Origin of the sequence: Citrobacter pasteurii (genome assembly GCF_019047765.1) — a bacterium.
In the GTDB taxonomy this organism is placed as follows: Bacteria; Pseudomonadota; Gammaproteobacteria; order Enterobacterales; family Enterobacteriaceae; genus Citrobacter; species Citrobacter pasteurii.
This window is the reverse complement of the sequence record NZ_CP077262.1, coordinates 1,140,198-1,166,946: the sequence shown is the minus strand read 5'-3', so window position 1 is coordinate 1,166,946 and position 26,749 is coordinate 1,140,198. Positions and strand designations below refer to the sequence as shown.

Below are 26,749 nucleotides of genomic sequence, written 5' to 3'. Positions count from 1 at the left end.
GCATAAACGGAGAAGAACATGATCAAGCTCGGCATCGTGATGGATCCCATCGCAAGCATTAACATCAAGAAAGATTCCAGCTTCGCTATGCTGCTGGAAGCACAACGTCGCGGTTATGAACTTCACTATATGGAGATGGCCGATCTTTATCTTATCAACGGTGAAGCCCGCGCCCATACGCGTACCCTGAGCGTAGAGCAGAACTACGACAAATGGTATGAATTTAAGAGCGAACAGGATCTCCCGCTGGCAGACCTGGACGTTATTCTGATGCGTAAGGATCCGCCGTTTGATACCGAGTTCATCTACGCGACCTATATTCTGGAACGTGCAGAAGAGAAAGGAACGCTGATCGTCAACAAACCGCAGAGCCTGCGCGATTGCAACGAAAAGCTGTTCACCGCATGGTTTGCCGACCTGACGCCGGAAACGCTGGTCACGCGTAACAAAGCGCAACTGAAAGCCTTCTGGCAAAAACACAACGACATCATTCTCAAACCGCTGGACGGCATGGGCGGGGCCTCTATTTTCCGCGTGAAGGAAGGCGATCCAAACCTTGGCGTTATTGCGGAAACGCTGACCGAGCACGGTACCCGCTACTGCATGGCGCAGAACTATCTGCCAGCCATTAAAGACGGCGATAAACGCGTGCTGGTGGTCGATGGCGAACCTGTTCCATATTGCCTGGCGCGTATTCCACAGGGCGGAGAAACCCGTGGCAACCTGGCCGCTGGTGGTCGTGGCGAACCGCGTCCATTAACCGACAGTGACTGGGAAATTGCCCGTCGCATTGGGCCGACGCTGAAAGCGAAAGGTTTGATTTTTGTCGGTCTGGATATCATTGGCGATCGCCTGACGGAAATTAACGTCACCAGCCCAACCTGTATTCGCGAGATTGAAGCGGAGTTCCCGGTTTCGATTACCGGTATGCTGATGGACGCCATTGAGGCCCGTCTGCAGAAGTAAATACGTTGCCGGATGGCGACGACTTCGCGTCTAATCCGGCCTACAATTGCACCCCGTAGGCCGGATTAGGCAAAGCCGACATCCGGCAAGCTATTTTCAGAGGGTGACATCTTCGCACTTTGCCCACATACTGGGCGCTGTTGCTTTTTTGAACCAGGAAACAGAACCTCTGACAATGAATTTACAGCATCACTTTCTAATTGCCATGCCTGCTCTCCAGGATCCAATTTTCCGCCGTTCCGTGGTGTATATCTGCGAACACAATGAGAACGGAGCAATGGGGATTATCGTCAATAAGCCTCTGGAAAACTTACAAATTGAAGGGATTCTGGAAAAGCTGAAGATTACTCCAGAAGAACGCGATCCGGCCATTCGTCTGGATAAGCCCGTGATGCTCGGCGGCCCGCTGGCAGAAGACCGTGGATTTATTCTCCATACCCCACCGTCGCGCTTTGCGTCCAGTATTCGCATTTCTGATAACACCATCATCACAACTTCCCGCGATGTATTAGAAACGCTGGGCACGCAGGAGCAACCGTCCGAAGTGCTGGTGGCATTAGGCTATTCATCATGGGAAAAAGGCCAACTGGAACAAGAGCTACTGGATAACGCCTGGCTCACCGCCCCCGCCGATCTCAACATTTTGTTTAAAACACCGATCGCCGATCGCTGGCGCGACGCAGCCAAACTTATCGGGATAGATATTCAGACCATGCCCGGCGTGGCGGGGCATGCCTGATGAGCGGAACATTACTCTCTTTTGATTTTGGTACGAAAAGTATTGGCGTCGCCGTGGGTCAGCGCATTACCGGCACCGCCAGGCCGCTGCCTGCCATCAAAGCGCAGGACGGTACGCCAGACTGGAATCTGATTGAACGTCTGCTGAAAGAGTGGCAACCGGACGAAATCATTGTCGGCCTGCCGCTCAACATGGATGGCACCGAACAACCCCTTACCGCGCGCGCGCGTAAATTCGCCAACCGCATTCATGGTCGCTTTGGTGTAACCGTAACGCTACACGATGAACGTTTGAGCACCGTCGAAGCCCGCTCAGGCCTGTTTGAACAGGGTGGATACCGGGCGTTGAATAAAGGCAAAGTGGACTCCGCTTCTGCCGTTATTATCCTGGAAAGCTATTTCGAGCAGGGCTATTAAAGCCGCCCCTGCGCCTGGCGCTGCTGCAAACTTTGTGCAAACGTCTGCATACCTGTCTGCTGCCCGGTTTGTATCACGCCGGGTAGCTGATGCGTTTTCCCTTCGCGGATCAAATTGCCCACGGCGGGCGTGTTGACGAGCAGCTCGAATAGCGCCACGCGTCCCCCCTGCTTATCCTCCTCCAGTTTTTGCGAAATAACCGCCCGCAGGCTATCCGCCAGTTGATTACGCACGGGATCTTTTTCTGATGCCGCAAAGGTGTCTACCAGCCGCGCGATGGCCTGCGCCGCACCTCGCGTATGTAACGTTGCCAGCACCAGATGTCCGGTCTCCGCCGCCGTCAATGCCAGCCGAATGGTTTCCACGTCGCGCAGCTCGCCCAGCAAAATAACGTCGGGATCTTCGCGTAGCGCACCGCGCAAACCGGCGGCAAAAGAGGTGCAGTGTACGCCCACCTCCCGCTGTTGAATCAGACAACGTCGGCTGGTGTAGCGATATTCAATAGGATCTTCCAGCGTCAGAATATGCCCCTCAATGTGTTGATTGAGATAGTTCACCATCGCCGCCAGGGTCGTAGATTTACCGCTGCCGGTAGCGCCCGTCACCAGAATCAATCCGTTTTCACTGTGCAGCAGTTCAGGTATGACCGCGGGAGGCTGGAGATCGTCTAAAAGAGGACATTCCAGCGGTAGCAGTCTTAGCGCCAGCGACATTCCCTGTTGATGGGTAAATGCGCTGGCGCGCAGCCGTCGGGAGTCCATTAGGGTAACGGCAAAATCAATCTGCCCTTGCTCCCGCCACTGTACCTGTTGTTGCTCACTGAGCCAGCACATCAGCAGATTCTCTACGTCAGGCGCGGTAAACGGTGCGCTTTCGACTTTTCCGCGTATGCGCCAACGCGCAGGCCATGCATTGCACAGGTGTAGATCCGACACGTTATGCTTTACACTAAGGGCCACTATTTCTTCCATATTCATATGAACATCCTCGGAAAATGAACGATATCGCGCATAACCTGGCACATGTCCGGGACAAAATCTCAGCCGCCGCGACGCGTTGCGGGCGGTCTTCAGAAGAAGTTACGTTGCTTGCAGTCAGCAAAACCAAACCTGCGAGCGCCATCGAAGAAGCCATTACCGCAGGGCAGCGTGCCTTCGGTGAAAACTATGTCCAGGAAGGGGTGGATAAAATCCGCTACTTTCAGGAAAAAGGCGTCAACGATCTGCAGTGGCACTTTATCGGCCCGCTGCAGTCCAACAAAAGTCGTCTGGTCGCTGAACATTTTGACTGGTGCCATACGATTGATCGTCTGCGCATCGCTGCCCGTCTGAGCGAACAGCGCCCGGCAGACCTGCCGCCGCTGAATGTGCTGATCCAGATTAATATCAGCGATGAGAACAGTAAGTCAGGGATTCCGCTGGCAGAGCTTGATGCCCTGGCCGCTGAAGTCGCTGCGCTGCCGCGCATTACCCTGCGTGGTTTGATGGCGATTCCCGCGCCTGAGTCAGATTATGTAAGGCAGTTTGAAGTTGCCCAGCAAATGGCGGTAGCATTTGCCGGGTTGAAAACACGCAACCCAAATATCGATACGCTCTCACTGGGGATGTCTGATGATATGGATGCCGCTATCGCGGCGGGTAGCACGATGGTGCGCATCGGCACTGCCATTTTTGGTGCTCGTGATTACACTAAAAAATAAGGAAAATTAAGGAACACCATGAATACGTTGACCTTCCTGCTCTCAACGGTAATTGAGCTGTATACCATGGCGCTGCTGCTACGCGTGTGGATGCAGTGGTCTCGCTGCGATTTCTACAACCCGTTCTCGCAGTTTATTGTGAAAATCACTCAGCCCATTATTGGGCCGTTACGCCGTATTATTCCTCCGATGGGGCCCATTGACAGCGCATCAGCATTAGTCGCGCTCGTTCTCAGCTTTATCAAAGCCATCGTGCTGTTTAAGGTGGTCACGTTCCAGCCGATCATCTGGATCGCCGCCGTGCTGATTGTCCTGAAGACCATTGGACTGCTGATTTTCTGGGTGCTGCTGGTGATGGCGATTATGAGCTGGGTCAGCCAGGGTCGCAGCCCGGTGGAGTACGTGCTGATTCAACTGGCGGATCCGCTGCTGCGCCCTATCCGTCGTATTCTTCCGGGAATGGGTGGGATCGATTTCTCTCCAATGATCCTGGTTCTGCTGCTCTATGTTATCAACATGGGGATCGCGGAAGTGTTACAGGCGACAGGCAACATGCTGCTGCCGGGGCTGTGGATGGCGCTATGAGTGCCGTAACCCCCTGCGATGACGGTCTGGTTTTGCGGCTCTACATTCAGCCGAAAGCCAGCCGTGACAGTATTGTGGGTTTACATGGCGACGAGCTAAAAGTCGCCATTACCGCCCCGCCGGTTGATGGACAAGCCAACAGCCATCTGGTGAAGTTTCTCGGCAAACAGTTCCGCGTAGCGAAAAGCCATGTCGTTATTGAGAAGGGCGAGCTTGGTCGTCACAAACAGGTTAAAATTATTCATCCGCAACAGATCCCGCCCGAAATTGCGGCGCTAACTGATTAGGTATCCCATGCAAAAAGTTGTCCTCGCGACCGGCAATGCCGGTAAAGTGCGTGAACTCGCCTCTCTTCTGAGTGATTTCGGTCTTGATGTTGTTGCCCAAACGGATCTGGGTGTTGATTCCGCAGAAGAGACCGGACTGACGTTTATTGAGAACGCCATTCTGAAGGCGCGTCATGCCGCGCAAATTACAGGTTTGCCAGCCATTGCTGATGACTCCGGTCTGGCGGTTAACGCCCTTGGCGGCGCGCCGGGAATTTATTCGGCCCGCTATTCCGGTGAAGATGCGACTGACAAACAGAACCTGGAAAAACTGCTGCACACCCTGCGGGATGTCCCGGATGACCAGCGTCAGGCGCAATTCCACTGCGTGCTGGTGTATATGCGCCATGCAGACGATCCCACGCCTTTAGTGTGTCACGGAAGCTGGCCGGGTGTGATTACCCGTGAACCGGCCGGAAACGGTGGTTTTGGTTACGACCCCATCTTTTTTGTGCCGTCGGAAGGGAAAACCGCTGCTGAGCTGACCCGCGAAGAAAAAAGTGCGATTTCTCACCGCGGGCAGGCGCTGAAGCTGCTGCTGGATGCCCTGCGTAATGGTTAAGCTTCCGCCGTTAAGTCTTTATATTCACATCCCGTGGTGCGTGCAGAAATGCCCGTACTGCGACTTTAACTCGCATGCGCTCAAGGGCGAGGTTCCTCATGACGACTACGTGCAACATCTGCTGAGCGATCTGGATACCGAGGTAGCCCACGCTCAGGGACGTGAAATAAAGACGATCTTTATTGGTGGCGGTACGCCGAGCCTGCTCTCTGGCCCGGCGATGCAAACGCTGCTGGATGGCGTGCGTGCGCGCCTGAATCTGGCGGCAGATGCAGAAATCACGATGGAAGCGAACCCCGGAACTGTTGAAGCCGATCGCTTTGTCGATTATCAACGCGCCGGGGTCAACCGGATATCTATTGGTGTACAGAGCTTTAGCTCCGCCAAGCTCGAACGTCTGGGACGTATCCACGGGCCGGAAGAAGCTAAACGAGCGGCAAACCTGGCGAGCGGTCTGGGGCTACGCAGCTTTAACCTCGACCTGATGCATGGTTTACCGGATCAGACGCTGGAAGAAGCTTTGGGCGACTTACAGCAGGCCATCGCACTCAACCCGCCGCATCTTTCCTGGTATCAACTGACTATTGAACCCAACACGCTGTTCGGATCTCGTCCTCCCGTATTACCAGACGATGACGCGCTGTGGGATATTTTTGAACAAGGTCACCAGTTGCTGACCGCTGCCGGATATCAGCAGTATGAGACCTCAGCTTATGCAAAGCCGGGCTATCAATGTCAGCACAACCTGAACTACTGGCGCTTTGGTGACTATCTTGGCATTGGCTGCGGCGCACACGGTAAAGTCACCTTCCCGGACGGGCGCATCCTGCGCACCACCAAAACGCGGCATCCACGCGGCTATATGCAAGGGCGTTATCTCGAAAGCCAGCGTGATGTTGCTGAAGCCGATAAGCCGTTCGAATTCTTTATGAATCGTTTCCGGCTGCTGGAAGCCGCGCCACGCGCTGAATTCACGCAGTACACCGGGCTTCGCGAAGAGGTTATTCGTCAACAGATTGAAGAGGCTATTGCGCAGGGCTATTTGAGCGAGTGCGATGAGTACTGGCAGATTACCCAGCACGGTAAGCTGTTTTTAAACTCACTGCTGGAGCTGTTTCTGGCGGAGTAACACGCTTACGATGTAGCCGGATAAGGCCTTGAGCCGTATCCGGCAAATTGCCTGATGACGCTACGCTTATCAGGCCTACAGGGTTAGGACGATAAGCGCAGCCATCTTCAGCCATTAATACTGATTAAACATTTCCTGAATCTGCTTAGGATCTTTGGTTTCGGTCAGCGCCAGCTGCAGCAGAACACGCGCCTTTTGCGGGTTCAGCGAGCCTGACGCCACAAATCCGTATTTCGCATCATCCACTTCCGCATCCTGGGTAGTTGCCCCCGTCGGTACACGAGATGAACGTACGACTACCGTACCTTTATGCGCGGCAGTTGCCAGCGTATCAAAAATGGTTTTATACAGGTTGCCGTTACCAACACCCGCACTGACGATCCCGGCGTAACCGGCATCAACCAGCGCTTTTGCCGGCAGGTCAGAAGCATTCGCGTAGTTGTAAACAATCCCCACTTTCGGCAGCTCGGTCAGCTTAGACACATCAAACGGAGTCGATGTGGTGTGCTTACGCGCAGGCGTACGCTGGTAATCGATTTTTCCGTTATGGATATAACCCAGCGGGCCATAGTTAACGGATTTGAAGGTAGCGACATCGGTGGTATTGGTTTTGGTCACGTCGCGACCATCCATAACGGTGTCGTTCATCACCACCAGCACACCGCGGTTAGCTGAGGCTTTATCTGCGGCGGTTACCACTGCGTTATACAGGTTGAACGGGCCATCGGCGCTCATACCCGTAGACGGACGCATTGCGCCGACCAGTACCACCGGCTTGTTGCACTTGACGGTCAGGTCGAGGAAATAGGCGGTTTCTTCCATGGTATCCGTACCATGCGTTACCACGAAGCCGTCGGTTTTATCACACTCGGTATTAATCTTCTTCGCCAGCGTTAACCAGACTTCGTCATTCATATCCTGGGAGCCGATGTTCACCACCTGCTCACCTTTCACGACCGCAATGTCTTTCAGCTGAGGCACTGCATCTACCAGGTTTTCTACACCAACTTTACCCGCCGTGTAGTTAGATTTTGTCGCGGAATCACCACCGCCGGCAATCGTCCCGCCAGTCGCTAAAATGGTGATATTAGGTAATGCCAGCGCTGCACCGCTGAAACCCATAACCAGTGCTGCCAGTGCCGTTTTTCTGAAAAACTCCATGTTATTTCTCCAGTTACTTGAATTTGCTGCATTATGTCCATCCCACAGATGAATAATGTGATGCAATCCAATTAACCAGATTTATATCTCCATCAAATTGTCATTCTTAGAGATGGATATCAAAAAAGAAGATAAACACAAAATAAAACGGCACAGAAATGTTTCTGTGCCGTTAAAAAGAGGTGAAGATTATTTCAGACTACTAACCAGCGTTTTACGATCGTTTTCCAGCGTCACGACGCGGGCGCAAACATCTTTGCCAAACTGCTGGAAGTCTTGTTCCTGATTCTTCCACTCATTCTGAATTGACGTTTGCAAACCGCCCAGACTACCGAGCACACCCTGCAGCGGATTACCGCCGCCTTTGAGCACGGCTTTAGCACCCATTTCGTTAATGCTATCCTGCAAAATGCCGCCCATCGCCTGATTGACCAACTGTTGGCCATCAGCACGCACCTGATCGATTGCCTTATAATGAAAGGTCAGACCGTCTGTACGGTGCTCGATGATACGATTCATCTGCTCTTTTAATTGCGCATCAAGCTTGGTTAAGCGGCCGCGCATGTTGCTGCTTTCACCCACTTCTTTGGCGATGATTTTATCCAGCGCCACGCGTCCTTTTTCCACACGCGCTCTGGCTCCCTCATCAATCCATGGCAGACTGCTTCGCAATGCCGCCTGATAATCTTTGGCCTGCTCACGCTGTGCAGCATTCAGGGTGTACTGTTTGCCGTTGAAGGTGACGTTGCCAGCCGGCGTGATAACCAGATCGCCGTTTTCGCCTTTCACCTGCACCGTTTGCGGGCTCAAAATCACATCGTCACGTGGGGTGACGCTGCACTGATAATCTGCATGTGCGGCCATCGCCGTGAACGTGAGGACTGCCGCCAGCAGCGTTTTGCGCATCATATCTATCCCTCAATACAAATCGGGCCGGCATTTGCCGACCCTGTGCTACTTAGTCCCACCAAACATCGAAAAGTTCGCTGGTGCGCACTTCTTCGAGTTTGTGCTCTTCCAGCCACTTACGCACGATTGCCTGATGTTCTTCGGTGCATTTGCCGATTTCCTGCAGACAGATCAGACCTTCCCAGGCCAGATAGCCGCTGCCGTCAAAAGCCAGCTTGTTCGGTTCGATAACTTCATTGATAAAGTCATCAACGATTTGATCGACCTGCTCTCCAGATGTACCTTCCGGGAAACGCCATGCAACCGAAAATCCTACTTCCTGGAATTCTTCGATGTGCATCTTTTTACGCAGACGACGGCTACGGTTCTTTGCCATTATTTCACCCTCTCGAACATTAAGTCCCATACGCCGTGGCCAAGACGATGACCACGTTGTTCAAATTTGGTTACCGGGCGCGATTGTGGGCGCGGTACATAATCGTTACTCTCGGACTGGTTTTTATACCCGTCAATGGAGGACATCACTTCCAGCATATGTTCCGCATACGCTTCCCAGTCGGTTGCCATGTGGAACACTCCGCCCAGCTTCAGCTTACTTAAGATATGCTCAGCAAACGGTACCTGAACGATACGGCGTTTATTATGACGTGCTTTATGCCACGGGTCAGGGAAAAACAGCTGAACCATAGATAAAGAATTGTCAGGAATCATTTTATGCAGGACTTCAACGGCATCATGGCACATGACGCGCAGGTTCTCGACACCCTCTTCATGGGCTGAAGCCAGACACGCACCAACGCCCGGCGAGTGAACCTCAATGCCGAGGAAATTCTGTTCCGGACGCGCTTTCGCCATTGCGACCAGCGACGCACCCATACCAAAACCGATTTCCAGCGTGACTGGCGCATCACGGCCAAACAGTTCTGCGAAATTTACAGGCTCTTCGCTGAACTCAACGCCCATCACCGGCCAGTAGTTTTCCAGCGCGTGTTCCTGCCCTTTCGTCAGTCGCCCCTGGCGACGAACAAAACTACGAATCCGGCGCAGAGGGCGGCCGTTTTCATCAAATTCCGGTGAAATGACGTCGTTCTTCATAAAAGTTTAGTCTGCTGTGTTTGAGTTCTGAAAACGGGCATTATCCAAAGTTAGTTGCCGGATGCAAGTAAAGGAAGAAAGTGAGCAGCGGAAAGTTCCGGTTTACACCCCGTTGCCGCTGTGCTGCAATCTTGCCCCCGGCAATAATGAAACGGTAATCATGCAAGCGTCTCAATTCTCGGCTCAGGTTTTGAGCTGGTACGACAAATACGGGCGGAAAACGCTACCCTGGCAAATTGACAAGACGCCTTACAAAGTATGGCTCTCTGAGGTAATGCTGCAACAAACTCAGGTTGCGACCGTTATCCCTTATTTTGAGCGTTTTATGGTGCGCTTCCCAACGGTAAGCGATTTAGCTCATGCGCCGCTGGATGAAGTTCTGCATTTATGGACAGGGCTGGGCTATTACGCCCGGGCGCGTAATCTGCATAAAGCCGCACAGCAGGTTGTGACGCTGCATGGCGGCACATTCCCACAAACCTTTGATGAGGTGGCTGCTCTGCCAGGCGTAGGACGTTCAACCGCAGGCGCGATCCTTTCTCTTTCTCTGGGTCAGCATTTTCCGATTCTCGACGGTAACGTCAAACGCGTGCTGGCTCGCTGTTATGCTGTAAGCGGCTGGCCGGGTAAAAAAGAGGTCGAAAAGAAGCTGTGGGAGTTGAGCGAGCAGGTTACACCTGCCCATGGCGTTGAGCGGTTTAATCAGGCGATGATGGATTTAGGCGCCATGGTCTGTACGCGCTCAAAACCTAAATGTTCGCTGTGTCCGTTGGATAATGGCTGTGTGGCCAGCGCCAATGCAAGCTGGGCGCTGTACCCGGGTAAAAAACCCAAGCAAACGCTGCCGGAACGGACGGGCTATTTTTTACTGATGCAGCATAATGACGAAGTATTGCTCGCACAGCGACCGCCCAGCGGCTTATGGGGTGGTTTATACTGTTTTCCGCAGTTTGACGATGAAAACGGACTGCGCAACTGGCTGGCGCAACGACAAATTAACGCAGATAATCTGACCCAACTTAATGCGTTTCGCCATACCTTTAGCCATTTCCACTTAGACATTGTGCCTATGTGGCTTCCAGTGTCTTCATTCGGCTCATGCATGGATGAAGGCAACGCGCTCTGGTATAACTTAGCGCAACCGCCGTCGGTCGGACTGGCGGCTCCCGTGGAGCGTTTGTTACAGCAATTACGTGCCGGTACACACGTTTAACGTACCGGTCGAAAGAGAGGATTTTATATGAGCAGAACGATTTTTTGCACTTTCCTGCAACGCGAAGCAGAAGGCCAGGACTTCCAGCTGTACCCGGGCGAGCTGGGGAAACGCATCTACAACGAGATTTCTAAAGAAGCATGGGCGCAATGGCAGCATAAGCAAACCATGCTGATTAACGAGAAGAAGCTCAATATGATGAACGTTGAGCATCGTAAGTTACTGGAACAGGAGATGATTAACTTCCTGTTTGAAGGCAAAGATGTGCATATTGAAGGCTATACACCAGAGTCTTAAGAACCGTTGCCGGATGGCGCTGCGCTTATCCGGCCTACGATTTGATCTGGTCCTTGCAAATAACAAACACAACACGCACTCCCGGAATGATGAAAAAATTTCTCGCGCTTGCCGTTATTGCGCCGTTGCTCATCTCCTGTTCCAGTTCGACCAAAAAAGGCGATTCCTATAACGAAGCCTGGGTCAAGGATACCAACGGTTTTGATATTCTGATGGGGCAATTTGCCCATAACATTGAGAATCTGTGGGGGTTTAAGGAAGTGCTGATTGCGGGTCCGAAGGACTACGTAAAGTATACCGATCAGTATCAAACCCGCAGCCATATCAACTTTGATGACGGTACAATCACCGTCGAGACCATTGCCGGGACAGATCCCGCCGGGCACCTGCGTCGGGCGATTATCAAGACATTGCTGATGGGTGATGATCCGGGTTCTATCGACCTCTATTCCGATGTCGACGACATTAAGATTTCCAAAGAGCCGTTCCTGTACGGGCAGGTGGTCGATAATACTGGCCAGCCAATTCGTTGGGAGGGACGCGCCACCAATTTCGCTGACTATCTGCTGAAAACACGCCTGAAAAGCCGCAGCAACGGTATTCGCATCATCTATAGCGTGACCATCAACCTGGTACCGAACCACCTTGATAAGCGCGCGCATAAATACGTCGGCATGGTGCGTCAGGCTTCGCGTAAGTATGGCGTCGATGAGTCGCTGATTCTGGCCATCATGCAAACCGAATCCTCATTTAACCCGTATGCGGTCAGCCATGCCGATGCGCTGGGGTTGATGCAGGTGGTGCAACACAGCGCCGGGAAAGATGTGTTTCGTTCGCAGGGGCGCTCCGGCACGCCGAGCCGTAGCTTCCTGTTTGACCCGGCCAGCAACATTGATACCGGTACCGCTTATCTGGCAATGCTTAACAACGTCTATCTGGGCGGTATTGATAATCCAACCTCCCGTCGCTATGCGGTCATCACGGCATATAACGGCGGTGCGGGCAGCGTGCTGCGCGTTTTCTCGAACGATAAAATTCAGGCCGCGAATATTATCAACAGCATGACCCCGGGGGACGTTTATCAAACGCTGACTACCCGACATCCGTCTGCTGAATCACGCCGATACCTTTACAAGGTCAATTCCGCGCAAAAATCATATCGACGCCGCTAATATATCCCTCTTCTGTCCCGGTAAACGGGGCCCGGAAGAGGGCAAAGTGTTAACCCCGTCACTATTTTGCTTTGCAATTAGAAATTGTTTGCAAATATTTGTCACAGGTAACAAAAAAAGAGTGTCCCTCGTTGATAGAATCACATCATCAAGCCCCGGCAAATGTGCCTTTTAAAACATTCATCCGCATTACGGTGTGAGGAAATTAACATGAATCTTAAGCTGCAGCTGAAAGTGCTCTCGTTTCTGCAGTTCTGCTTATGGGGTAGTTGGCTCACTACCCTCGGCTCCTATATGTTTGTCACCCTAAAATTCGATGGTGCATCCATTGGCGCAGTGTATAGCTCGCTGGGGATCGCCGCCGTGTTTATGCCTACGCTGTTAGGGATTGTGGCCGACAAATGGATCAGTGCGAAATGGGTGTACGCCATTTGTCACCTGGTCGGCGCAGCAACACTGTTCGCCGCAGCCGAAGTCACCACCCCAGGCGCCATGTTCTTTGTGATCTTGCTTAACTCTTTGGCCTATATGCCAACGCTCGGGTTAATCAACACCATCTCTTACTATCGCCTGCAGTCAGCCGGGATGGATATTGTCACCGACTTCCCGCCAATCCGTATCTGGGGCACCATCGGCTTTATCATGGCGATGTGGGGCGTGAGCTTCTCCGGCTTCGAGCTGAGCCATATGCAGCTGTATATCGGTGCAACGCTGTCCGTTGTTTTGGCACTGTTCACGCTGACGCTGCCGCATATTCCGGTGGCTAACCAGCAGAAAAACCAGAGCTGGACATCCATGCTCGGTCTGGACGCCTTCGCGCTGTTTAAAAACAAGCGCATGGCGATTTTCTTTATCTTCTCAATGATGCTGGGCGCTGAGCTGCAGATTACCAATATGTTCGGTAATACCTTCCTGCACAGCTTCGATAACAACCCGCTGTTCTCCGGTAGCTTCATCGTTGAACACGCCTCGGTGATGATGTCGATCTCGCAGATTTCCGAGACGCTGTTTATCCTGACCATCCCGTTCTTCTTGAGCCGTTACGGTATTAAGAATGTGATGCTTATCAGTATTGTGGCGTGGATGTTGCGCTTCGGCCTGTTTGCCTACGGCGATCCAACGCCGTTCGGTACCGTGCTGCTGGTTCTGTCGATGATTGTTTACGGCTGCGCCTTCGACTTCTTCAACATCTCGGGCTCGGTGTTCGTGGAGAAAGAAGTTCGCCCTGAAATCCGCGCCAGCGCACAGGGTATGTTCCTGATGATGACCAACGGCTTCGGTTGTATTCTGGGTGGTCTGGTGAGCGGTAAAGTGGTTGAGTACTACACGCTGAACGGTATTACCGACTGGCAGACCGTGTGGCTGATCTTCGCTGGCTACTCGCTGGTACTGGCTTTTGCCTTCGTGGCGCTGTTTAAATACAAACACGTACGCGTTCCGACAGGCACGCACACTATCGCACACTAACGTTTACACAGAGAAAAGCGGGTTGCCAAAAGGTAACCCGCTTTTTTTGCGCTTACTTCACAACATATCCATACAGACGCTTAATACCGTCCGCATCAGTCTCACTGTAAACGCCCTGCAACTCCGGCGAAAAGCCCGGCAGCAGGTTTACGCCCTCTTCCAGCGCCAGGAAATAACGTTGCACCGCCCCGCCCCAGACTTCACCCGGTACCACGCACAGCACGCCCGGAGGATAAGGCAGCGCACCTTCTGCCGCAACGCGGCCAGCGGCATCACAGATCCGAACCAGCTCAACATCACCACGGATAAAGGCGCTGTTCGCATCCTGCGGGTTCATCGCCACGGCAGGCAAACTCTCCTGGCGGAACATCGCTTTTTGCAGATCCTTGACACCAAAGCTGACGTATAAATCGTGCATTTCCTGACACAGTTCACGCAGCGTGTAATCCCGGTAACGTACCGGATACTTGTTGAAGATGGAGGGCAACACGTCCGCCAGCGGCGTATCGTCCTCAATGTGCTGCTCAAACTGCGCCAGCATTGCCACCAGTTGCGCCAGTTTCTCGGTGCTTTCTGCCGGGGTCAGCAGGAACAAAATCGAGTTAAGGTCGCATTTCTCCGGAACAATGCCGTTTTCACGCAGGTAATGCGCCAGAATCGTCGCCGGAATACCAAACTCAGTATATTGCCCGGTTTGCGCATCAATGCCCGGAGTGGTTAACAACAGCTTGCAGGGATCAACGAAATACTGGTCGCGCGCGTAGCCGGAAAAACCATGCCATTTAGCACCCGGTTCAAAGCTAAAGAAGCGGCGCTCGCTGGCAATCACCGGCGTTGGATAGCTTTCCCACGGTTTGCCATCGACTACCGGGGGAATAAACGGCTGAATCATCTTACAGCGGGCAATAATCGCTTTACGGGCCTCGATCCCCAGCGCCACACACTCCGCCCATAGCCGACGACCGCTCTCGCCTTCATGGATTTTGGCGTTCACGTCCAGCGCCGCAAACAGCGGGTAAAACGGACTGGTGGAAGCATGCAGCATAAACGCATTGTTCAGACGCTTATGCGGGCAGAATCTCGCCTGCCCACGAATATGGTTATCCTTTTTGTGGATCTGCGAAGTTTGTGAGAATCCGGCCTGTTGTTTGTGTACCGACTGGGTGACAAAGATCCCCGGATCGTTAGCATTAAGCTCCAGTAGCAGCGGTGACCCATCGGCCATCATTGGGATGAATTGCTCGTAGCCAACCCAGGCAGAATCAAACAGGATGTAATCGCACAGGCTACCGATCTTGTCGATCACCTGCCGGGCGTTGTAGATCGTCCCGTCATAGGTACCGAGCTGAATGATCGCCAGACGGAAAGGACGCGGCTGGTCAGCCTTGTGCGGCGCAACTTCACGCAGTTGCTGGCGCAGATACGCCTCATCAAAGCAGTGCTCGTCAATGCCGCCAATAAAGCCAAACGGATTACGCGCCGCTTCCAGATAAACCGGCGTCGCGCCCGCCTGGATCAGCGCGCCGTGGTGGTTGGACTTATGGTTGTTGCGGTCAAACAACACCAGATCGCCACGCGTCAGCAGCGCATTGGTGACCACTTTATTCGCCGCAGAGGTCCCGTTCAGCACAAAGTAGGTTTTATCCGCGTGGAAAACTTTCGCGGCAAATTTCTGCGCATGTTTCGCTGATCCCTCATGAATCAGCAGATCGCCCAACTTAACGTCAGCGTTGCACATATCCGCGCGGAACAGGTTCTCGCCAAAGAACTCATAGAAATGTCTGCCCGCCGGATGCTTCTTAAAAAACTCACCGTGCTGGTGCCCCGGGCAGGCAAACGTGCTGTTCCCCATTTCGACATACTGGGTAAGCGTGTCATAGAACGGCGGCAGCAACTCTTCCTCATACTGACAGGCAGCAGACTCCAGCTCCAGCCAGTCCTGAGCCTGACCGCGAATCACCGCGTTAACGCCCGCAGGTACATCGACATCAGACTCTGCGAACAAAAACACCGGTATATGAAAACCAGTGCGTTTCAGCAAAGCCAGGATCCCACTGCGGCTGTCCGCAACGGTAATGACGACTGCCGCGACGTCAGTAAAATCGGTGCTGTCCAGTGACACCACCTGACGATGGCTGGAAAGACGAGAAACCAGTTCACTACTGGCGGCAATTTTCATTGATTTCATAAGCGCAATAACCCGTTTCGGGAAAATCAAAAGTCCCGGACAAAGCCACATTGCTTTGCCCACGAAATGACAGGTCAAACTGGTTACCAGCCCCGACCGCCAGACATCAGTAAAAGCAGATAGCCTCTGATTTTACTGTTATCCTGCAGTGAGCGTGCGCTGCCCTCACCGCATGGTGAGAGCGTGAAGATAAGTTGCAGAAAGGGGCAAACGTCGCGCAAAAAGGCGATGTTGAAGGCGATGTAGGGGGAGTAATATCATCCCAGGCAACCCCATTCAGACAGGAGAAAATTCGCGCAATCATGGCACCTTTCACCTACAGGCGCAAGATAAAATCCTGTGCTTAAACCTCACAGATAAACAAACATTTCGTCTGAAAATAGCGGCATAATAATGCAATCTGAAACATAATTTCACCCAGCCAATTGCCTTTAGCATCAAGACGATAATGGGTATGCAGGAGCTAACGTGGTAATCGGACCCTTTATTAATGCCAGCGCCATTTTATTCGGTGGTGTTCTCGGCGCGCTGCTCAGCCAGCACTTACCTGAACGCATTCGGATCTCCATGACCTCAATATTCGGGTTGTGCTCGTTGGGGATAGGTATTCTGTTGGTGTTGAAATGCGTTAACTTGCCGGTAATGGTTCTGGCAACGCTGGTGGGCGCATTAATTGGCGAGTTCTGCCATCTGGAAAAAGGAATCAATGCCGCGGTTGCCAAAGCGCAGCAGCTTTTCACCCGGTCAGACGCCAACGCTACGCACGAATCCTTTATTCAAAGCTATGTGGCCATCATCGTGCTGTTTTGCGCCAGCGGTACCGGGATCTTTGGCGCGATACATGAAGGGATGACCGGCGACCCGAATATTTTAATCGCCAAGTCATTTCTGGATTTCTTCACGGCCATCATTTTTGCCTGTTCATTAGGAATCGCGGTATCGGCAATTTGCGTGCCGATGCTGGCAATCCAGCTAACGCTTGCCACCTGTGCTGCACTGATTTTGCCTCTGACGACGCCCGCCATGATGGCTGATTTCAGCGCCGTAGGCGGACTGTTGCTGCTGGCAACCGGTTTGCGGATTTGCGGCATCAAAATGTTTGCGGTGGTGAATATGCTTCCGGCCCTGCTGCTGGCAATGCCGCTTTCCGCTGCGTGGATGGCATTTTTTGCCTGAGAATGCGTGCAATTGCAGCAATCTGGTGATAGATTGTGCAGTCTGCATTGATTTGAAGAAATTTCGTTGACGAAGCGAAGCGAATCGGGTTTAATGCGCCTCGTTGCCCGGATAGCTCAGTCGGTAGAGCAGGGGATTGAAAATCCCCGTGTCCTTGGTTCGATTCCGAGTCCGGGCACCAAATTCATATCAACGGACCTCCACGGAGGTCCGTTTTTGCATTCTGAACCCGCGAAAATCAACACATCCACAATACGTTAACTCCACCCAACTCAATCAAATTCAACCCGCTTCAAGTCCCTTGCGAGGGTACAACTGAGGGTATAGTCTGATTCGATAAAATTTATACCCCTTTTACTATCAGGAGACCCCACCAATGGCGCTCACTGACGCTAAAATCCGGGCAGCTAAACCGGATGAAAAACCTTATAAACTTGCTGACAGCGGCAACATGTTTTTGCTCGTTCACCCTAACGGCTCGCGTTACTGGCGACTCCGCTATCGGTTTCTGGGCAAAGAGAAAACGCTCGCTCTGGGCGTCTATCCTGAAGTCTCATTATCAGAAGCAAGGGAAAAGCGCGATGCGGCAAGGAAACAGATAACGGAGGGAATTGATCCGTGCGAACAGAAACGAGTAAAGAAAGCAGTACAGGAGGCCAGCAATACGTTCGAGCTTGTTGCACGTCAGTGGCACAAGAGCAACAAAAAATGGTCCGAAGCTCACAGCGAGAAGGTGCTCAAAAGTCTTGAGAGTCACGTATTTCCTCTTATCGGCTCACGTGATATTACCACCCTCAGAACTCCCGATTTACTTGTCCCCGTTAAAACAGCCGAATCCAAAGAGATATATGAGATTGCAGCCCGCCTTCAGCAGCGTATCACTGCCATCATGCGCTATGCTGCCCAGTCCGGCATTATCAGCTATAACCCTGCCGTGGATATGGCTGGTGCTTTAACGACGGTGAAGCGCCAGCATCGCCCTGCCCTCGCCTTAAATCGCATTTCAGAGCTGCTTGAACGACTGGACAACTACAGAGGACAACCTCTCACCCGGCTGGCAACCAAACTTACCCTGCTTATCTTCATACGTTCCAGTGAACTACGCTTTGCTAGGTGGTCTGAGATCGACTTCAAGAAAGCCATGTGGACCATTCCTCCCGAGCGGAAACCTATTGAAGGGGTCAAGTACTCGCATCGAGGCTCTAAAATGCGTACAGAGCATCTGGTCCCGCTATCAACTCAGGCACTGGATATTCTCAAACAAATCCAAGCCATCAGCGGGGAATATGAACTGATTTTCACTGGCGATCACAATCCATGGAAACCCATGAGTGAAAATACAGTGAATAACGCACTACGTCTTATGGGCTACGATACAAAGGTCGATGTCTGTGGTCACGGCTTCCGGGCAATGGCCTGTAGTTCGTTGATTGAGTCAGGATTATGGTCGAGAGATGCTGTGGAGCGCCAGATGAGCCATCAGGAACGTAATGGCGTACGTGCGGCCTACATTCATAAAGCTGAGTTCTTAGATGAACGCAAATTGATGCTGCAATGGTGGGCAGATTTTCTCGATGCGAATAGTGAAAATCCGGTCTCACCTTTCGATTACGCCAGACAACAATTATAATCTATTCTCCCGGCAGAAATGCCGGGAGAATGTTTACTTATTCTTTCCCTGTATACATTTATTCACAGAGGGGTTGATGGCAAGCTGCCGCCTGTCCTTGTGATGAACTATTTTACGTAGGTACAGGTGATTACCTATACTACCCGCTTTAAAGCATGTCACAGCAATTAACGATAAAATAAGACACGAAATAACGGGGTGTCACTATGAGTTTTTTAACGGATGAAGAAATTAATGCACTGACAATAAAACGAATGATTTTTCATGTCGTTGGTGGGGAACTGGAGATCCCAGTGCTGCTCAGCGAAATATCACCACCTGAACACGTCGATTTTTTTCTGGAACGGATTAAGTCTGCATTAAGCGGTAACATGTTCCGGTTTACGGAATTGTCCAATACCGAGCGTATTCTGCGGCTCATAAGGAACAATGCCGATACCGACGCTAGTTGCTTCACCGAACAGTCCACCTTTCTGGCAAACGATTTTCAGTCTCATCACCACACAAAAAATGCCAGCATGGGGGTATTTTTTCTTTTTGAGCTTCACACCCTCAATGATGAAAAACTGTTTGCCCTCATTAAATATGATAACGAGGACGTGGTACGTTACGTGCTGGATGCGGAGGGAGACGAGTTTCAGGTTCCCAGACTCGAACGTTTCCGCGAAAGCTTCGTCAAGAAAGCTGAAGCCATGCAGAAAATTGCTCTGGTCCGCCTGACGGCAGATGCTCAGGGTGGGCGGGTTGTCGTTCGGGATCGCAGCAAACGAACCAATATCTCCGTTTATTTTGAGCGTTTTTTACAGGTACAGCGCGTCAACAGTACAACCGATCTCAGCGACAAACTGGTTGCCGCACTCAAGGATGTCTTCAAAAAGCATCGAGACCTGTTACCGGACGACATCAGACGCAGCGGTGTTAACAAGATTTATGAAACGTTACATCACGGGGCGCAGGATTTTAACACCGATGAACCCCTTTCCCTGCTTAACCAGATTTTTGGACCAATGGAAGAAGATCATCCGCTGGTCAAATCCTTTACCCGTAAAATAAAAGACCTGGGAATTTCAGGTGAATCTTTCCGGATCACCCCTGAGAACATTCCTAAGCCACGGAAAAGAAAACTGGTAACTCTGGAAGATGTTATTGTTATCTACGATGAGGATAATGCACCGGATATCCAAACGATGGAAGACGGGCGAAAACGTATAGTGATAGTGACTGCAGGGCTGGTGACAGATGACATCGATACTGGAAAAAATCGGTAAGGCAATTGACTGCTCACGCCGCACATCTGATCTGGTGATCACTGAAGATCAGCAAACCACCACCCGGAAATTGTTCATTTCTGGAACCATGGATAATGACACCCTTCAGTTATGGGGGGAAGTAATGGATACCGATGCCGAAAATCTCAGGATCACCTTTGTTGATGATAGTCGAGATGATATCCACCCCGCACAAGGTATCCCCGGTCAGAAGCACTTTATCACCATCATCAGCGATGAACTCCCCGGAATTTTGCGCCTCTTCACCTTGGAAGGTTGGCGTTCGTTTTTACTCCAGGATCCCAGGCTCTGTCAGTATCACCGCATCTACGCCCTGTTTATCAACGAAGCATTTGAAACACAACAATGGAAGGTCGCGCCGTGGAAAAAAATGCTCCCGGATGAGAGTGAAAGCGACGTCCCAACTCAGACGGCCTCCGTCACAAAAAGCATTATCCGTTGTTTTTCAACTGACTTTCTTCCCCCAGATACCATTGCACCTTGGATCCTGATATCCGGCGATACAGTGATCGACGAATCAATGAGACTCTGGGAGTCACTCGCTTGTCGGGAGTTGTTGAAATGTTTCGTCAATGAGCTTTTTGCTGCCGAAATAAAAAAGGTCGGACTGTCAGGAAAACCGCCGCGGAAAATCCCTTTCGGGGAAGAACATGCGGCTCTGCCCGCCTTTGACGTCATTCAGGAAACAGCAAAATGGATTTTTCTGGAAGGAAACGAAACCGAGCTTAAACATACCTTTTTGTCCAGTGAACTGGCCAGAGAATGGCCTGAGGGCGTTACGTTTTGTGAAGGCATTGTGTATCGACTCTCCCCGGCACTGGAGTCAGCCCGACTTCTCTACAAGGCCCATATCCGGACAGGGGGAAAAGACACCCTGAAATCGCTGGGCGATTTGCGAAAAAGTCTGACAGAGGACACACAAAAAATTCTGCAGCAGTCGCGTGACCTGTCTTCCACGTTGTGGAAAGATATGGCCCTGGTTATCAGCACTCTGATCCTTCGCTACAGTCTGGAGGCCCTAAAGGCAAGTGGTCCGCAAAAAGTGTATGCTCTGGCATTTTGTGCACTGGCCCTGTATATCGCCATCTCATACGGGATGTCGGTCTATATCAACCGGAATGCCCTTTCACTGCTGGAACAAAACAGAATAACCTGGAGAAGTAAGTTATATGGTTTTCTGGATGAACAAGATTATCAGGAGCTTGCGGGTCTTCCCATTAATACCGCAATGTGGTCATATCGCCGGGTTGAGCGAATAACGTCGGCCATTATGCTCGTACTGGTTACGCTATTACTCACGGCAGCAGCAAGTGAATTCTGGTCGCTAAGTATGATCATGCATTCTGGATACACTTGGGTTATGAGTGCGCTGCAGTTTCTGACATCCACGGCCCTGCGAGGCCCGAACGATTTCCAGTGTGTCCTTCAAGGCTGAAATGAAACAATCAGAGATCATAGCAGGCTCTGGTAATGAGCAACTCTCATGGTTATCTGCTTTCAGGTAACTAAACAGAAATTCATTTTGCCCTGTCGGTCATCTCGCAACTGCTTTCCCCATCGCGTCATGGTAGAAAGAACCACCCCCATAGCACTGTCCGCAGTTGCAATGGTGTAGTTCTACTCAAGGACCATTTGTGCGGATTCGTATTTAAATTCAGCACTGAAATTTCTTTTTTTTCATTGGGATGCCTGTATTGTTCTGAGATGAGCGTATCACCTTTGTTCAGGTGGTAAAATTCTGTAAACCACTACAGTTATCGCTGAAGCTAATCCTGAGTAAAACGGTGGATCAATATTAGAATGTAGGTGGAGATGTAAGTGGATCACTTTTCACCCGTCGTTGACATCCTAGCCCTGTACTAAAAAGTCTTCCAATTTAATCGTGCGCGGAATCGATTCATAAAATGATTTTAACAAACATTGATGGATGAACAAAACCACATTGTATATTCCGTTAGAAAAAATTCACTACACCCTTTTTTAGATTCATAGATACTTGCATCAGATCACGGACATATAATCAAGAAGGTGATAGTAAATGAAAATTTCATGCATATTAAATTAAACCCCCCCCTATCTCCCAAAAGTATATTTCAAGGTTTCCATTAACATTCCCGCCTGCCACTTTACGTACACTCATCCTTCCACGCATACACAAAACACTGCAACTAATAAACAACTACATTAAGGTATCAAATACAGATTACATCGGCGAAAACAAGAACTGTAACCCTACCTACATCACAAGCAAAGACGGCAGCATACTTGTGATTTATCGGCATTTCTGGCATGATCTTTAGTGTGTTTAATACAGATTAATCAGTTGAATCAACATCCTAATTGTACACACTGGAAAAATGTCAGACGTTGAGATACATTCACGGAATGTATGTTTTATGTGGAGATATCCTCCCATGTTTCATGGTAAGGCCTACGAATTCGAAAATGTCGATTATTTTTAAAAAAGATGTGTTTCAGCAGCAAGGCCAACATAAAGTGATACGAAAACACAAAATTGCATAAGCTGTCAGTGCGGGATACCTACGAACACATAATAACGCATTGCAATTAATTTATTGCTTATTATTTAAATACTCTTTGAATAGCTCTTTTGACATCTTATAACTAATACAATAATCAGTAATGTCGGACAAAATCATTACTAATTCTAAATTTTTAGTTGATACAGCTTGCTTGTCGTTACTTAATTATTTTTAAGGAAAAAGATTGTGAATACATTTAACCGAACTACCACATGCATCGTGATTTCCGCAGCATTGTTACTTGGAGGCTGTGCCAATACAGGAAGCTCTCTCCTGTCTGGGACAAAGCCGGATCCTCGCCTTACCACCACAGAACAATCACAGTTCTTTAGCGCTTCTGGTGCACAAGGTTGTGGCGTAGGCGCCGTATCCGGCGCAGCTCTCGGCGCGTTAGTAGGGGCGTTAGCAGGTGACTCGAAGAAAGCGCTTGCCGGCGCTGCAATTGGTGGCGCAGCTGGCTGTGCTGCAGGTATGACCGCTAACTACTATCTTGATGGCCTGAAAAAAGATTATGCCTCTACAGCCGATCGTCTGCAGGCTATGGATAATGACATCAGCAAAGATACCGCAGCGGTTGAAAAATCGACGCTGGCGATGAAACAAGTTATTAGCGAAAACCAGGCCACCTTAACCAAAATCAGCATCCAAAAAGATAAAGCTGGATTTGATAAAGTCGGTGCGAAAACCCAGCTGGCGCAAATTGATGCCAACATCAGCAAGATGAAAGAGACCATGAAAGGCATGAAGGATAAAGAATCTGCCTATAAGGTCGCTTTACAAGGTCAAACGACCACCACAAGTGCAGAGAAAAGCAAGCTGGCAAATTTGAACAAAGAATATGCCAATCTCAATAGCAAGATTGCTGCTCTGGAACAAGAAACCAACGAGCTGTATGAACAGCGCCAGGCGATCTCCCTTGGTTAACCCTTTCGGCCGATAGCATTATCGGCCGGTTTAAGACTGCTTAAAGCAGCGTTATTCGACGCTAATGATGGATTATTTGATGAGAAAATACGCACTTCTTGCCGCCCTTGTCCTTACGGGTTGTACTACGTCCCCCCAGGACTGTGATTTACACGCACAAGATCCAAGCTTTATTACCAAACTGAGCTGCGCCACGTCGGGTGGTTATCGTCAGCAGGTTGATCAAAAAGAACAGCAGGTTCGTCTGAGCCAATATCAAAATGAATCGGCCAGGCAACAGCAGGATTATACCCAAAACAGACAGCAGACCTTAAATCAAAAGCTGGCAGATGAACAAGCAAGGCTAAATGCCGTGCGTTCGGATCTGTCGCAGACTCTCGCAAAACTGAAATCAAGCAAGATTCAAAGCCGCGAACGCCAGCAGGAAATTGCCAAATTGCAGGAGCTGCAGCGCCAGTCACAAACGGCAACGAGCGCCAGCGAAATTTCAGCGATTGAGAAAAAGGTCGCCGAAGCCAAGCACAAAATTAAAGTTCTCGAAGAAGCAAATACGCTCCGCTAAAAGCGCAGAAAACGTTCCGGCTGTCTGAGATGCGATGATACACATCTCATGCATATCATCCACAACAATAATGATTTGCTTATGCAACGATTAACAACTGCCGCGCCGATTGATGAAGCAACGCTGACAACCTATGAAGAGACGGTCGGTATCATACATCGTCATCTTCCTCCTTCACTGGCGCTGCTGTATGCCACCGCGCGTCGCAATGCTGAAGGACGCCTGGAGTGGTGGACAGCACGTCAGGGGCTGGCTAAACCTTTTTCCGCACTGAATGACGCCGAACGGCTGACTGTTGAGAATAAACGTCAGCAATATCAGGACATTCTGGCGGGGTTAATCAGCCAGCTGGCCGCGCGCGGCGAAGATAAGTCAGCACATGCGTTGCAAACGCTGCTCACCCAATCGCACCACCTCGACGGCTATAGCGTCGGCGGCGAACCGGTGTTGGTCAATTGGGCCACAGCCAGCACAGCGGCCCCCCTCCATACAGTAGTGGTTATCCCCTGGTGGCGCGGTTTTCTTCCTTGGCTGGCATTATTGCTACTGCTGCTCCTGCTCGTCGGTGTCTGGTGGTGGTTTACACATCGCCCGGCCGTGAAGCTCCCCGTTGTTACACCAACCCATACCGAATTAACTGACACCAATCCCAGCGTGAAGCTTGAGAAACGTCAGGATTTTGGCCGGATAAAAATCAATCTGCAGTGGAAGCAGGGGGACCACAAAGAGCCTGTCGATCTCGATATTGCCGCCTTTGTGCGCTTAAAAAACGGTGAAATCAGCGGCGCTGAGGCGCTGAGTCATTTGCCCGGCAACTATGACCAGCCACCGTATCTGCTGCTGCAGGAAGATCTGCGTGAAGGCAATGACGTGGATGGCGAATGGCTTTTCGTCAACGGCAGCCACTGGCAGGACATTGATGAGGTGTTGATTTATAGCTTCATTTACGCTGGCACCGATAACTGGCAAGGGACAAACGCCTCCGTCACCCTCTATGTCCCCGAACAGCAGCCGATTACATCCATGCTCACGGATAGCGACCAGCGTAATAATGTCGCCGCCATCGCCAGGCTCAAAAATGTCGATGGCAATATTCAGGTTGAACGCCTTGACCGTTTCTTCCCCGACCGCGAGTCGATGGATAAGCACTATGGCTGGGGTTTCAAATGGACGCCCGGCGCGACCAAAAATTAGCCTGTACCACTGTGGCTTTAGTCAAATTACAGCCTTTAAGGGTTAGATAATGCGAAATTCGATTCAGGGACCACTACTTCGTACCGGAAATAACTCTTCATTCAAGGCGCTGGGTGAAACGGGCTATCCTGTTTTCAAGATGGCCTTCCAGCTACGCGAAGCCATCTATCGTCTTGATGCAGGGCGCGATCTGGCCCGTCATCTGGCTATCCCGCAAAACGATCAGGGCGGTGACAGAACCGACTGGTACAGCAGTTTTCCCGGCGATGTTATCCCGTGGAGCGGCGCAAGCGAAGCGGAGCGAGAATCGGCGCGCCAGCAATTTAATGCGTTTCAAATGGCAGTGCAGTCACTAAGCGAACAGCTGCTCAACGCGGAGCAAAGCGGAACCGGCGGCGATCGTCGGGTCTTTGCCCAGTTGCTTAAATCTGTGACCCATTTCCCCGATTATGAGTTTGTCTATCTCGTTAATGGAACGCTGGTGATCACCTTTTGGGGGTTTGTCCACCCGGAAGGGGAACAACGTCACCCGATGCATTGGCTGAGTTCATCGTCCGTTCCCGCCGCCGCCCTCGCGGCCGTTCCGCCGCAGGCCAGCGCCACGGAAAAAACCGTCGAACCCGCTCCCGCGCCCTTTGTTGATATTCGAACGCGCCGCTGGCGCTGGCGTTGGTTGCTATGGCTACTTTTGGCGTTACTGCTGCTGGCGCTGCTGTTAGGGCTGCTCCGCGGCTGCGCTCCTTCTCTTTCCCTGCCGGGCCTCCCTGGTCTTTCTGCGGATAAAACCACGGTCACCGCTGAAACTGTGGCTACGCACCCGGCCGCCAGCACCCATGACGTGGCGATCAGGGGGTCAGAAACCGCCGTTGGCGCTCGCGCCGTACCCGGCATTGTGGAAGGGTCAACCGCGGACGCGCATCCTGCGCTGGATTCAACGGTGCCCGCGATGCCTGCCGACACATCTGACAGAGCGGTAGACGGCGATGCGCCGCCGCCGGCTAACGCAAATGAAGCCAGCGTAGAACCGCCACTGCCGCCCGGCGTACAGGATACCCACGACGAGCAGACGCCTCCGGGCGTGACTCCGGTAACCGCTCCGCCGCTCGTTGCGCCGCAGGGCGAACCGTTAACCCTCCCGGCCACGCTGCCGGACGGCCCGGCGAAGTTTCTTAACGGCGAATGGCGCGTGAATGGCGGTATTCAGGACAAGCACACCGGACGCCCGCTCCAGCTGCAATATAATTTTGACCAGGGCAACGGCACCGTCAGCGTCCGCCAGTCCAGCGGCGTAACGTGCCGTGGCCCAGCCAACGGTAACGTGCAGCAGGGGGCGCTCAACATTACCAACCCTGAGCAAATGACCTGCAGCGATGGCTCAAACTTTATTGTGCCGACCATCGAGTGCAAATCACCTTCCGCGGGTCATGCCGATTGTATTGGCAGCAACGATGGGGAAAAAACCTTCCCGATTCGTATGCTTCAACCTAATTCCTGAACAGGGACGAGA

General features: G+C 51.5%; 26 protein-coding genes and 1 tRNA gene. 21 read left to right on the top strand and 6 right to left on the bottom strand.

Annotated elements, in window-relative coordinates:
• Positions 1-18 precede the first annotated feature (18 nt).
• The 3 genes from gshB (at position 19) to ruvX (ending at position 2,121) form a co-directional block, all read left to right on the top strand.
• Complete coding sequence (gshB, locus tag I6L54_RS05710) at positions 19-966, top strand: glutathione synthase (RefSeq protein ID WP_005123297.1); 948 nt, start codon at positions 19-21, stop codon at positions 964-966.
• Between the two features lie 175 nt (positions 967-1,141).
• Complete coding sequence (locus I6L54_RS05705; RefSeq protein WP_003027086.1) at positions 1,142-1,705, top strand: YqgE/AlgH family protein; 564 nt, start codon at positions 1,142-1,144, stop codon at positions 1,703-1,705.
• Entirely contained in the window at positions 1,705-2,121 is a 417-nt protein-coding gene (gene ruvX / locus I6L54_RS05700; protein ID WP_006686843.1) for a Holliday junction resolvase RuvX, read from the top strand. The genes I6L54_RS05705 and ruvX overlap by 1 nt, the downstream gene beginning before the upstream one ends.
• Here the strand turns inward: ruvX and I6L54_RS05695 are convergent.
• Positions 2,118-3,098: a type IV pilus twitching motility protein PilT gene (locus I6L54_RS05695; protein ID WP_040232091.1), complete on the bottom strand. Its 981-nt coding sequence runs from the start codon at positions 3,096-3,098 to the stop codon at positions 2,118-2,120. The two genes, ruvX and I6L54_RS05695, sit on opposite strands and share 4 nt — an antisense overlap.
• Positions 3,099-3,115: 17 nt before the next feature.
• Between I6L54_RS05695 and I6L54_RS05690 the strand changes: the two genes are divergently transcribed.
• The 5 genes from I6L54_RS05690 to hemW are packed head-to-tail and all read left to right on the top strand — an operon-like array spanning position 3,116 to position 6,422.
• Positions 3,116-3,820, top strand: coding sequence for a YggS family pyridoxal phosphate-dependent enzyme (locus tag I6L54_RS05690; RefSeq protein ID WP_005123290.1), 705 nt, complete (start codon positions 3,116-3,118; stop codon positions 3,818-3,820).
• Positions 3,821-3,838: 18 nt separating this feature from the next.
• Positions 3,839-4,405 (top strand): YggT family protein, encoded by a 567-nt coding sequence (locus I6L54_RS05685; RefSeq protein ID WP_003825417.1) that lies wholly within the window; start codon positions 3,839-3,841, stop codon positions 4,403-4,405.
• Positions 4,402-4,692 carry a DUF167 family protein YggU gene (yggU, locus tag I6L54_RS05680; RefSeq protein WP_040232087.1) on the top strand — a complete coding sequence of 97 codons (291 nt, stop codon included), beginning with the start codon at positions 4,402-4,404 and terminating at the stop codon, positions 4,690-4,692. The genes I6L54_RS05685 and yggU overlap by 4 nt, the downstream gene beginning before the upstream one ends.
• Before the next feature lie 7 nt (positions 4,693-4,699).
• A complete protein-coding gene (locus I6L54_RS05675; protein WP_005123283.1) occupies positions 4,700-5,293 on the top strand; it encodes an XTP/dITP diphosphatase in 594 nt (197 codons plus the stop codon).
• Positions 5,286-6,422 carry a radical SAM family heme chaperone HemW gene (hemW, locus tag I6L54_RS05670; protein ID WP_040232085.1) on the top strand — a complete coding sequence of 379 codons (1,137 nt, stop codon included), beginning with the start codon at positions 5,286-5,288 and terminating at the stop codon, positions 6,420-6,422. The genes I6L54_RS05675 and hemW overlap by 8 nt, the downstream gene beginning before the upstream one ends.
• A 114-nt stretch (positions 6,423-6,536) precedes the next feature.
• On the opposite strand, the gene ansB is transcribed toward hemW, so the two are convergent.
• The 4 genes from ansB to trmB form a co-directional block, all read right to left on the bottom strand.
• Positions 6,537-7,583 (bottom strand): L-asparaginase 2, encoded by a 1,047-nt coding sequence (gene ansB, locus I6L54_RS05665; RefSeq protein WP_040232083.1) that lies wholly within the window; start codon positions 7,581-7,583, stop codon positions 6,537-6,539.
• Between the two features lie 189 nt (positions 7,584-7,772).
• On the bottom strand, positions 7,773-8,492 hold the full coding sequence (locus I6L54_RS05660; protein WP_005123277.1) for a YggN family protein: 720 nt from the start codon (positions 8,490-8,492) through the stop codon (positions 7,773-7,775).
• Positions 8,493-8,541: 49 nt separating this feature from the next.
• A complete protein-coding gene (locus tag I6L54_RS05655; RefSeq protein WP_040232081.1) occupies positions 8,542-8,868 on the bottom strand; it encodes a YggL family protein in 327 nt (108 codons plus the stop codon).
• The gene (gene trmB, locus I6L54_RS05650; RefSeq protein WP_003027117.1) at positions 8,868-9,587 is read right to left on the bottom strand and encodes a tRNA (guanosine(46)-N7)-methyltransferase TrmB; all 720 of its coding nucleotides are present in this window, start codon (positions 9,585-9,587) and stop codon (positions 8,868-8,870) included. Before trmB ends, I6L54_RS05655 begins: the two co-directional genes overlap by 1 nt.
• A 160-nt stretch (positions 9,588-9,747) precedes the next feature.
• On the opposite strand from trmB, the gene mutY reads away from it, so the two are divergent.
• The 4 genes from mutY (at position 9,748) to I6L54_RS05630 (ending at position 13,736) form a co-directional block, all read left to right on the top strand.
• Complete coding sequence (gene mutY, locus I6L54_RS05645) at positions 9,748-10,800, top strand: A/G-specific adenine glycosylase (protein WP_040232270.1); 1,053 nt, start codon at positions 9,748-9,750, stop codon at positions 10,798-10,800.
• 27 nt (positions 10,801-10,827) lie between these two features.
• On the top strand, positions 10,828-11,097 hold the full coding sequence (locus I6L54_RS05640) for an oxidative damage protection protein (RefSeq protein WP_040232080.1): 270 nt from the start codon (positions 10,828-10,830) through the stop codon (positions 11,095-11,097).
• A gap of 86 nt (positions 11,098-11,183) precedes the next feature.
• Positions 11,184-12,269 (top strand): membrane-bound lytic murein transglycosylase MltC, encoded by a 1,086-nt coding sequence (gene mltC / locus I6L54_RS05635; protein WP_049001609.1) that lies wholly within the window; start codon positions 11,184-11,186, stop codon positions 12,267-12,269.
• Positions 12,270-12,479: 210 nt separating this feature from the next.
• Positions 12,480-13,736 (top strand): nucleoside permease, encoded by a 1,257-nt coding sequence (locus I6L54_RS05630; protein WP_005123262.1) that lies wholly within the window; start codon positions 12,480-12,482, stop codon positions 13,734-13,736.
• A gap of 52 nt (positions 13,737-13,788) precedes the next feature.
• On the opposite strand, the gene I6L54_RS05625 is transcribed toward I6L54_RS05630, so the two are convergent.
• Positions 13,789-15,924 (bottom strand): ornithine decarboxylase, encoded by a 2,136-nt coding sequence (locus I6L54_RS05625; RefSeq protein ID WP_040232269.1) that lies wholly within the window; start codon positions 15,922-15,924, stop codon positions 13,789-13,791.
• A gap of 468 nt (positions 15,925-16,392) precedes the next feature.
• Between I6L54_RS05625 and I6L54_RS05620 the strand changes: the two genes are divergently transcribed.
• The 9 genes from I6L54_RS05620 to I6L54_RS05580 all read left to right on the top strand — a co-directional run bounded on the left by I6L54_RS05620 (position 16,393) and on the right by I6L54_RS05580 (position 26,737).
• Entirely contained in the window at positions 16,393-17,100 is a 708-nt protein-coding gene (locus tag I6L54_RS05620) for a DUF554 domain-containing protein (RefSeq protein WP_040232079.1), read from the top strand.
• 105 nt (positions 17,101-17,205) lie between these two features.
• Positions 17,206-17,281: transfer RNA gene (locus I6L54_RS05615), tRNA-Phe, on the top strand.
• Between the two features lie 195 nt (positions 17,282-17,476).
• Positions 17,477-18,730 carry a tyrosine-type recombinase/integrase gene (locus I6L54_RS05610; RefSeq protein ID WP_040232077.1) on the top strand — a complete coding sequence of 418 codons (1,254 nt, stop codon included), beginning with the start codon at positions 17,477-17,479 and terminating at the stop codon, positions 18,728-18,730.
• A gap of 206 nt (positions 18,731-18,936) precedes the next feature.
• Positions 18,937-19,998, top strand: a complete 1,062-nt coding sequence (locus tag I6L54_RS05605; RefSeq protein WP_040232076.1) for a nucleoid-associated protein — start codon at positions 18,937-18,939, stop codon at positions 19,996-19,998.
• Positions 19,970-21,454, top strand: coding sequence for a hypothetical protein (locus I6L54_RS05600; RefSeq protein ID WP_040232075.1), 1,485 nt, complete (start codon positions 19,970-19,972; stop codon positions 21,452-21,454). The genes I6L54_RS05605 and I6L54_RS05600 overlap by 29 nt, the downstream gene beginning before the upstream one ends.
• 1,294 nt (positions 21,455-22,748) lie before the next feature.
• Entirely contained in the window at positions 22,749-23,486 is a 738-nt protein-coding gene (locus I6L54_RS05595) for a coiled-coil domain-containing protein (protein ID WP_040232073.1), read from the top strand.
• Between the two features lie 79 nt (positions 23,487-23,565).
• Complete coding sequence (locus tag I6L54_RS05590) at positions 23,566-24,048, top strand: hypothetical protein (protein WP_023288353.1); 483 nt, start codon at positions 23,566-23,568, stop codon at positions 24,046-24,048.
• An 81-nt stretch (positions 24,049-24,129) separates the two neighbouring features.
• Positions 24,130-25,242, top strand: a complete 1,113-nt coding sequence (locus I6L54_RS05585) for a tellurite resistance domain protein (RefSeq protein WP_073970863.1) — start codon at positions 24,130-24,132, stop codon at positions 25,240-25,242.
• A gap of 49 nt (positions 25,243-25,291) precedes the next feature.
• Positions 25,292-26,737 (top strand): SrfA family protein, encoded by a 1,446-nt coding sequence (locus I6L54_RS05580; RefSeq protein ID WP_040232068.1) that lies wholly within the window; start codon positions 25,292-25,294, stop codon positions 26,735-26,737.
• Positions 26,738-26,749: the final 12 nt, after the last annotated feature.

Bases quoted from the DNA above. Each gene is read 5' to 3' on its own strand.
- mutY (WP_040232270.1), top strand. From the start codon at position 9,748: ATGCAAGCGTCTCAATTCTCGGCTCAGGTTTTGAGCTGGTACGACAAA.
- I6L54_RS05590 (WP_023288353.1), top strand. From the start codon at position 23,566: ATGAGAAAATACGCACTTCTTGCCGCCCTTGTCCTTACGGGTTGTACT.
- gshB (WP_005123297.1), top strand. From the start codon at position 19: ATGATCAAGCTCGGCATCGTGATGGATCCCATCGCAAGCATTAACATC.
- I6L54_RS05705 (WP_003027086.1), top strand. From the start codon at position 1,142: ATGAATTTACAGCATCACTTTCTAATTGCCATGCCTGCTCTCCAGGAT.
- I6L54_RS05630 (WP_005123262.1), top strand. From the start codon at position 12,480: ATGAATCTTAAGCTGCAGCTGAAAGTGCTCTCGTTTCTGCAGTTCTGC.
- I6L54_RS05685 (WP_003825417.1), top strand. From the start codon at position 3,839: ATGAATACGTTGACCTTCCTGCTCTCAACGGTAATTGAGCTGTATACC.
- I6L54_RS05675 (WP_005123283.1), top strand. From the start codon at position 4,700: ATGCAAAAAGTTGTCCTCGCGACCGGCAATGCCGGTAAAGTGCGTGAA.
- I6L54_RS05610 (WP_040232077.1), top strand. From the start codon at position 17,477: ATGGCGCTCACTGACGCTAAAATCCGGGCAGCTAAACCGGATGAAAAA.
- ruvX (WP_006686843.1), top strand. From the start codon at position 1,705: ATGAGCGGAACATTACTCTCTTTTGATTTTGGTACGAAAAGTATTGGC.
- trmB (WP_003027117.1), bottom strand. From the start codon at position 9,587: ATGAAGAACGACGTCATTTCACCGGAATTTGATGAAAACGGCCGCCCT.
- I6L54_RS05640 (WP_040232080.1), top strand. From the start codon at position 10,828: ATGAGCAGAACGATTTTTTGCACTTTCCTGCAACGCGAAGCAGAAGGC.
- I6L54_RS05690 (WP_005123290.1), top strand. From the start codon at position 3,116: ATGAACGATATCGCGCATAACCTGGCACATGTCCGGGACAAAATCTCA.
- hemW (WP_040232085.1), top strand. From the start codon at position 5,286: ATGGTTAAGCTTCCGCCGTTAAGTCTTTATATTCACATCCCGTGGTGC.
- I6L54_RS05585 (WP_073970863.1), top strand. From the start codon at position 24,130: ATGCAACGATTAACAACTGCCGCGCCGATTGATGAAGCAACGCTGACA.
- I6L54_RS05625 (WP_040232269.1), bottom strand. From the start codon at position 15,924: ATGAAATCAATGAAAATTGCCGCCAGTAGTGAACTGGTTTCTCGTCTT.
- I6L54_RS05655 (WP_040232081.1), bottom strand. From the start codon at position 8,868: ATGGCAAAGAACCGTAGCCGTCGTCTGCGTAAAAAGATGCACATCGAA.
- I6L54_RS05695 (WP_040232091.1), bottom strand. From the start codon at position 3,098: ATGAATATGGAAGAAATAGTGGCCCTTAGTGTAAAGCATAACGTGTCG.
- ansB (WP_040232083.1), bottom strand. From the start codon at position 7,583: ATGGAGTTTTTCAGAAAAACGGCACTGGCAGCACTGGTTATGGGTTTC.
- yggU (WP_040232087.1), top strand. From the start codon at position 4,402: ATGAGTGCCGTAACCCCCTGCGATGACGGTCTGGTTTTGCGGCTCTAC.
- mltC (WP_049001609.1), top strand. From the start codon at position 11,184: ATGATGAAAAAATTTCTCGCGCTTGCCGTTATTGCGCCGTTGCTCATC.
- I6L54_RS05660 (WP_005123277.1), bottom strand. From the start codon at position 8,492: ATGATGCGCAAAACGCTGCTGGCGGCAGTCCTCACGTTCACGGCGATG.
- I6L54_RS05600 (WP_040232075.1), top strand. From the start codon at position 19,970: ATGACATCGATACTGGAAAAAATCGGTAAGGCAATTGACTGCTCACGC.
- I6L54_RS05605 (WP_040232076.1), top strand. From the start codon at position 18,937: ATGAGTTTTTTAACGGATGAAGAAATTAATGCACTGACAATAAAACGA.
- I6L54_RS05580 (WP_040232068.1), top strand. From the start codon at position 25,292: ATGCGAAATTCGATTCAGGGACCACTACTTCGTACCGGAAATAACTCT.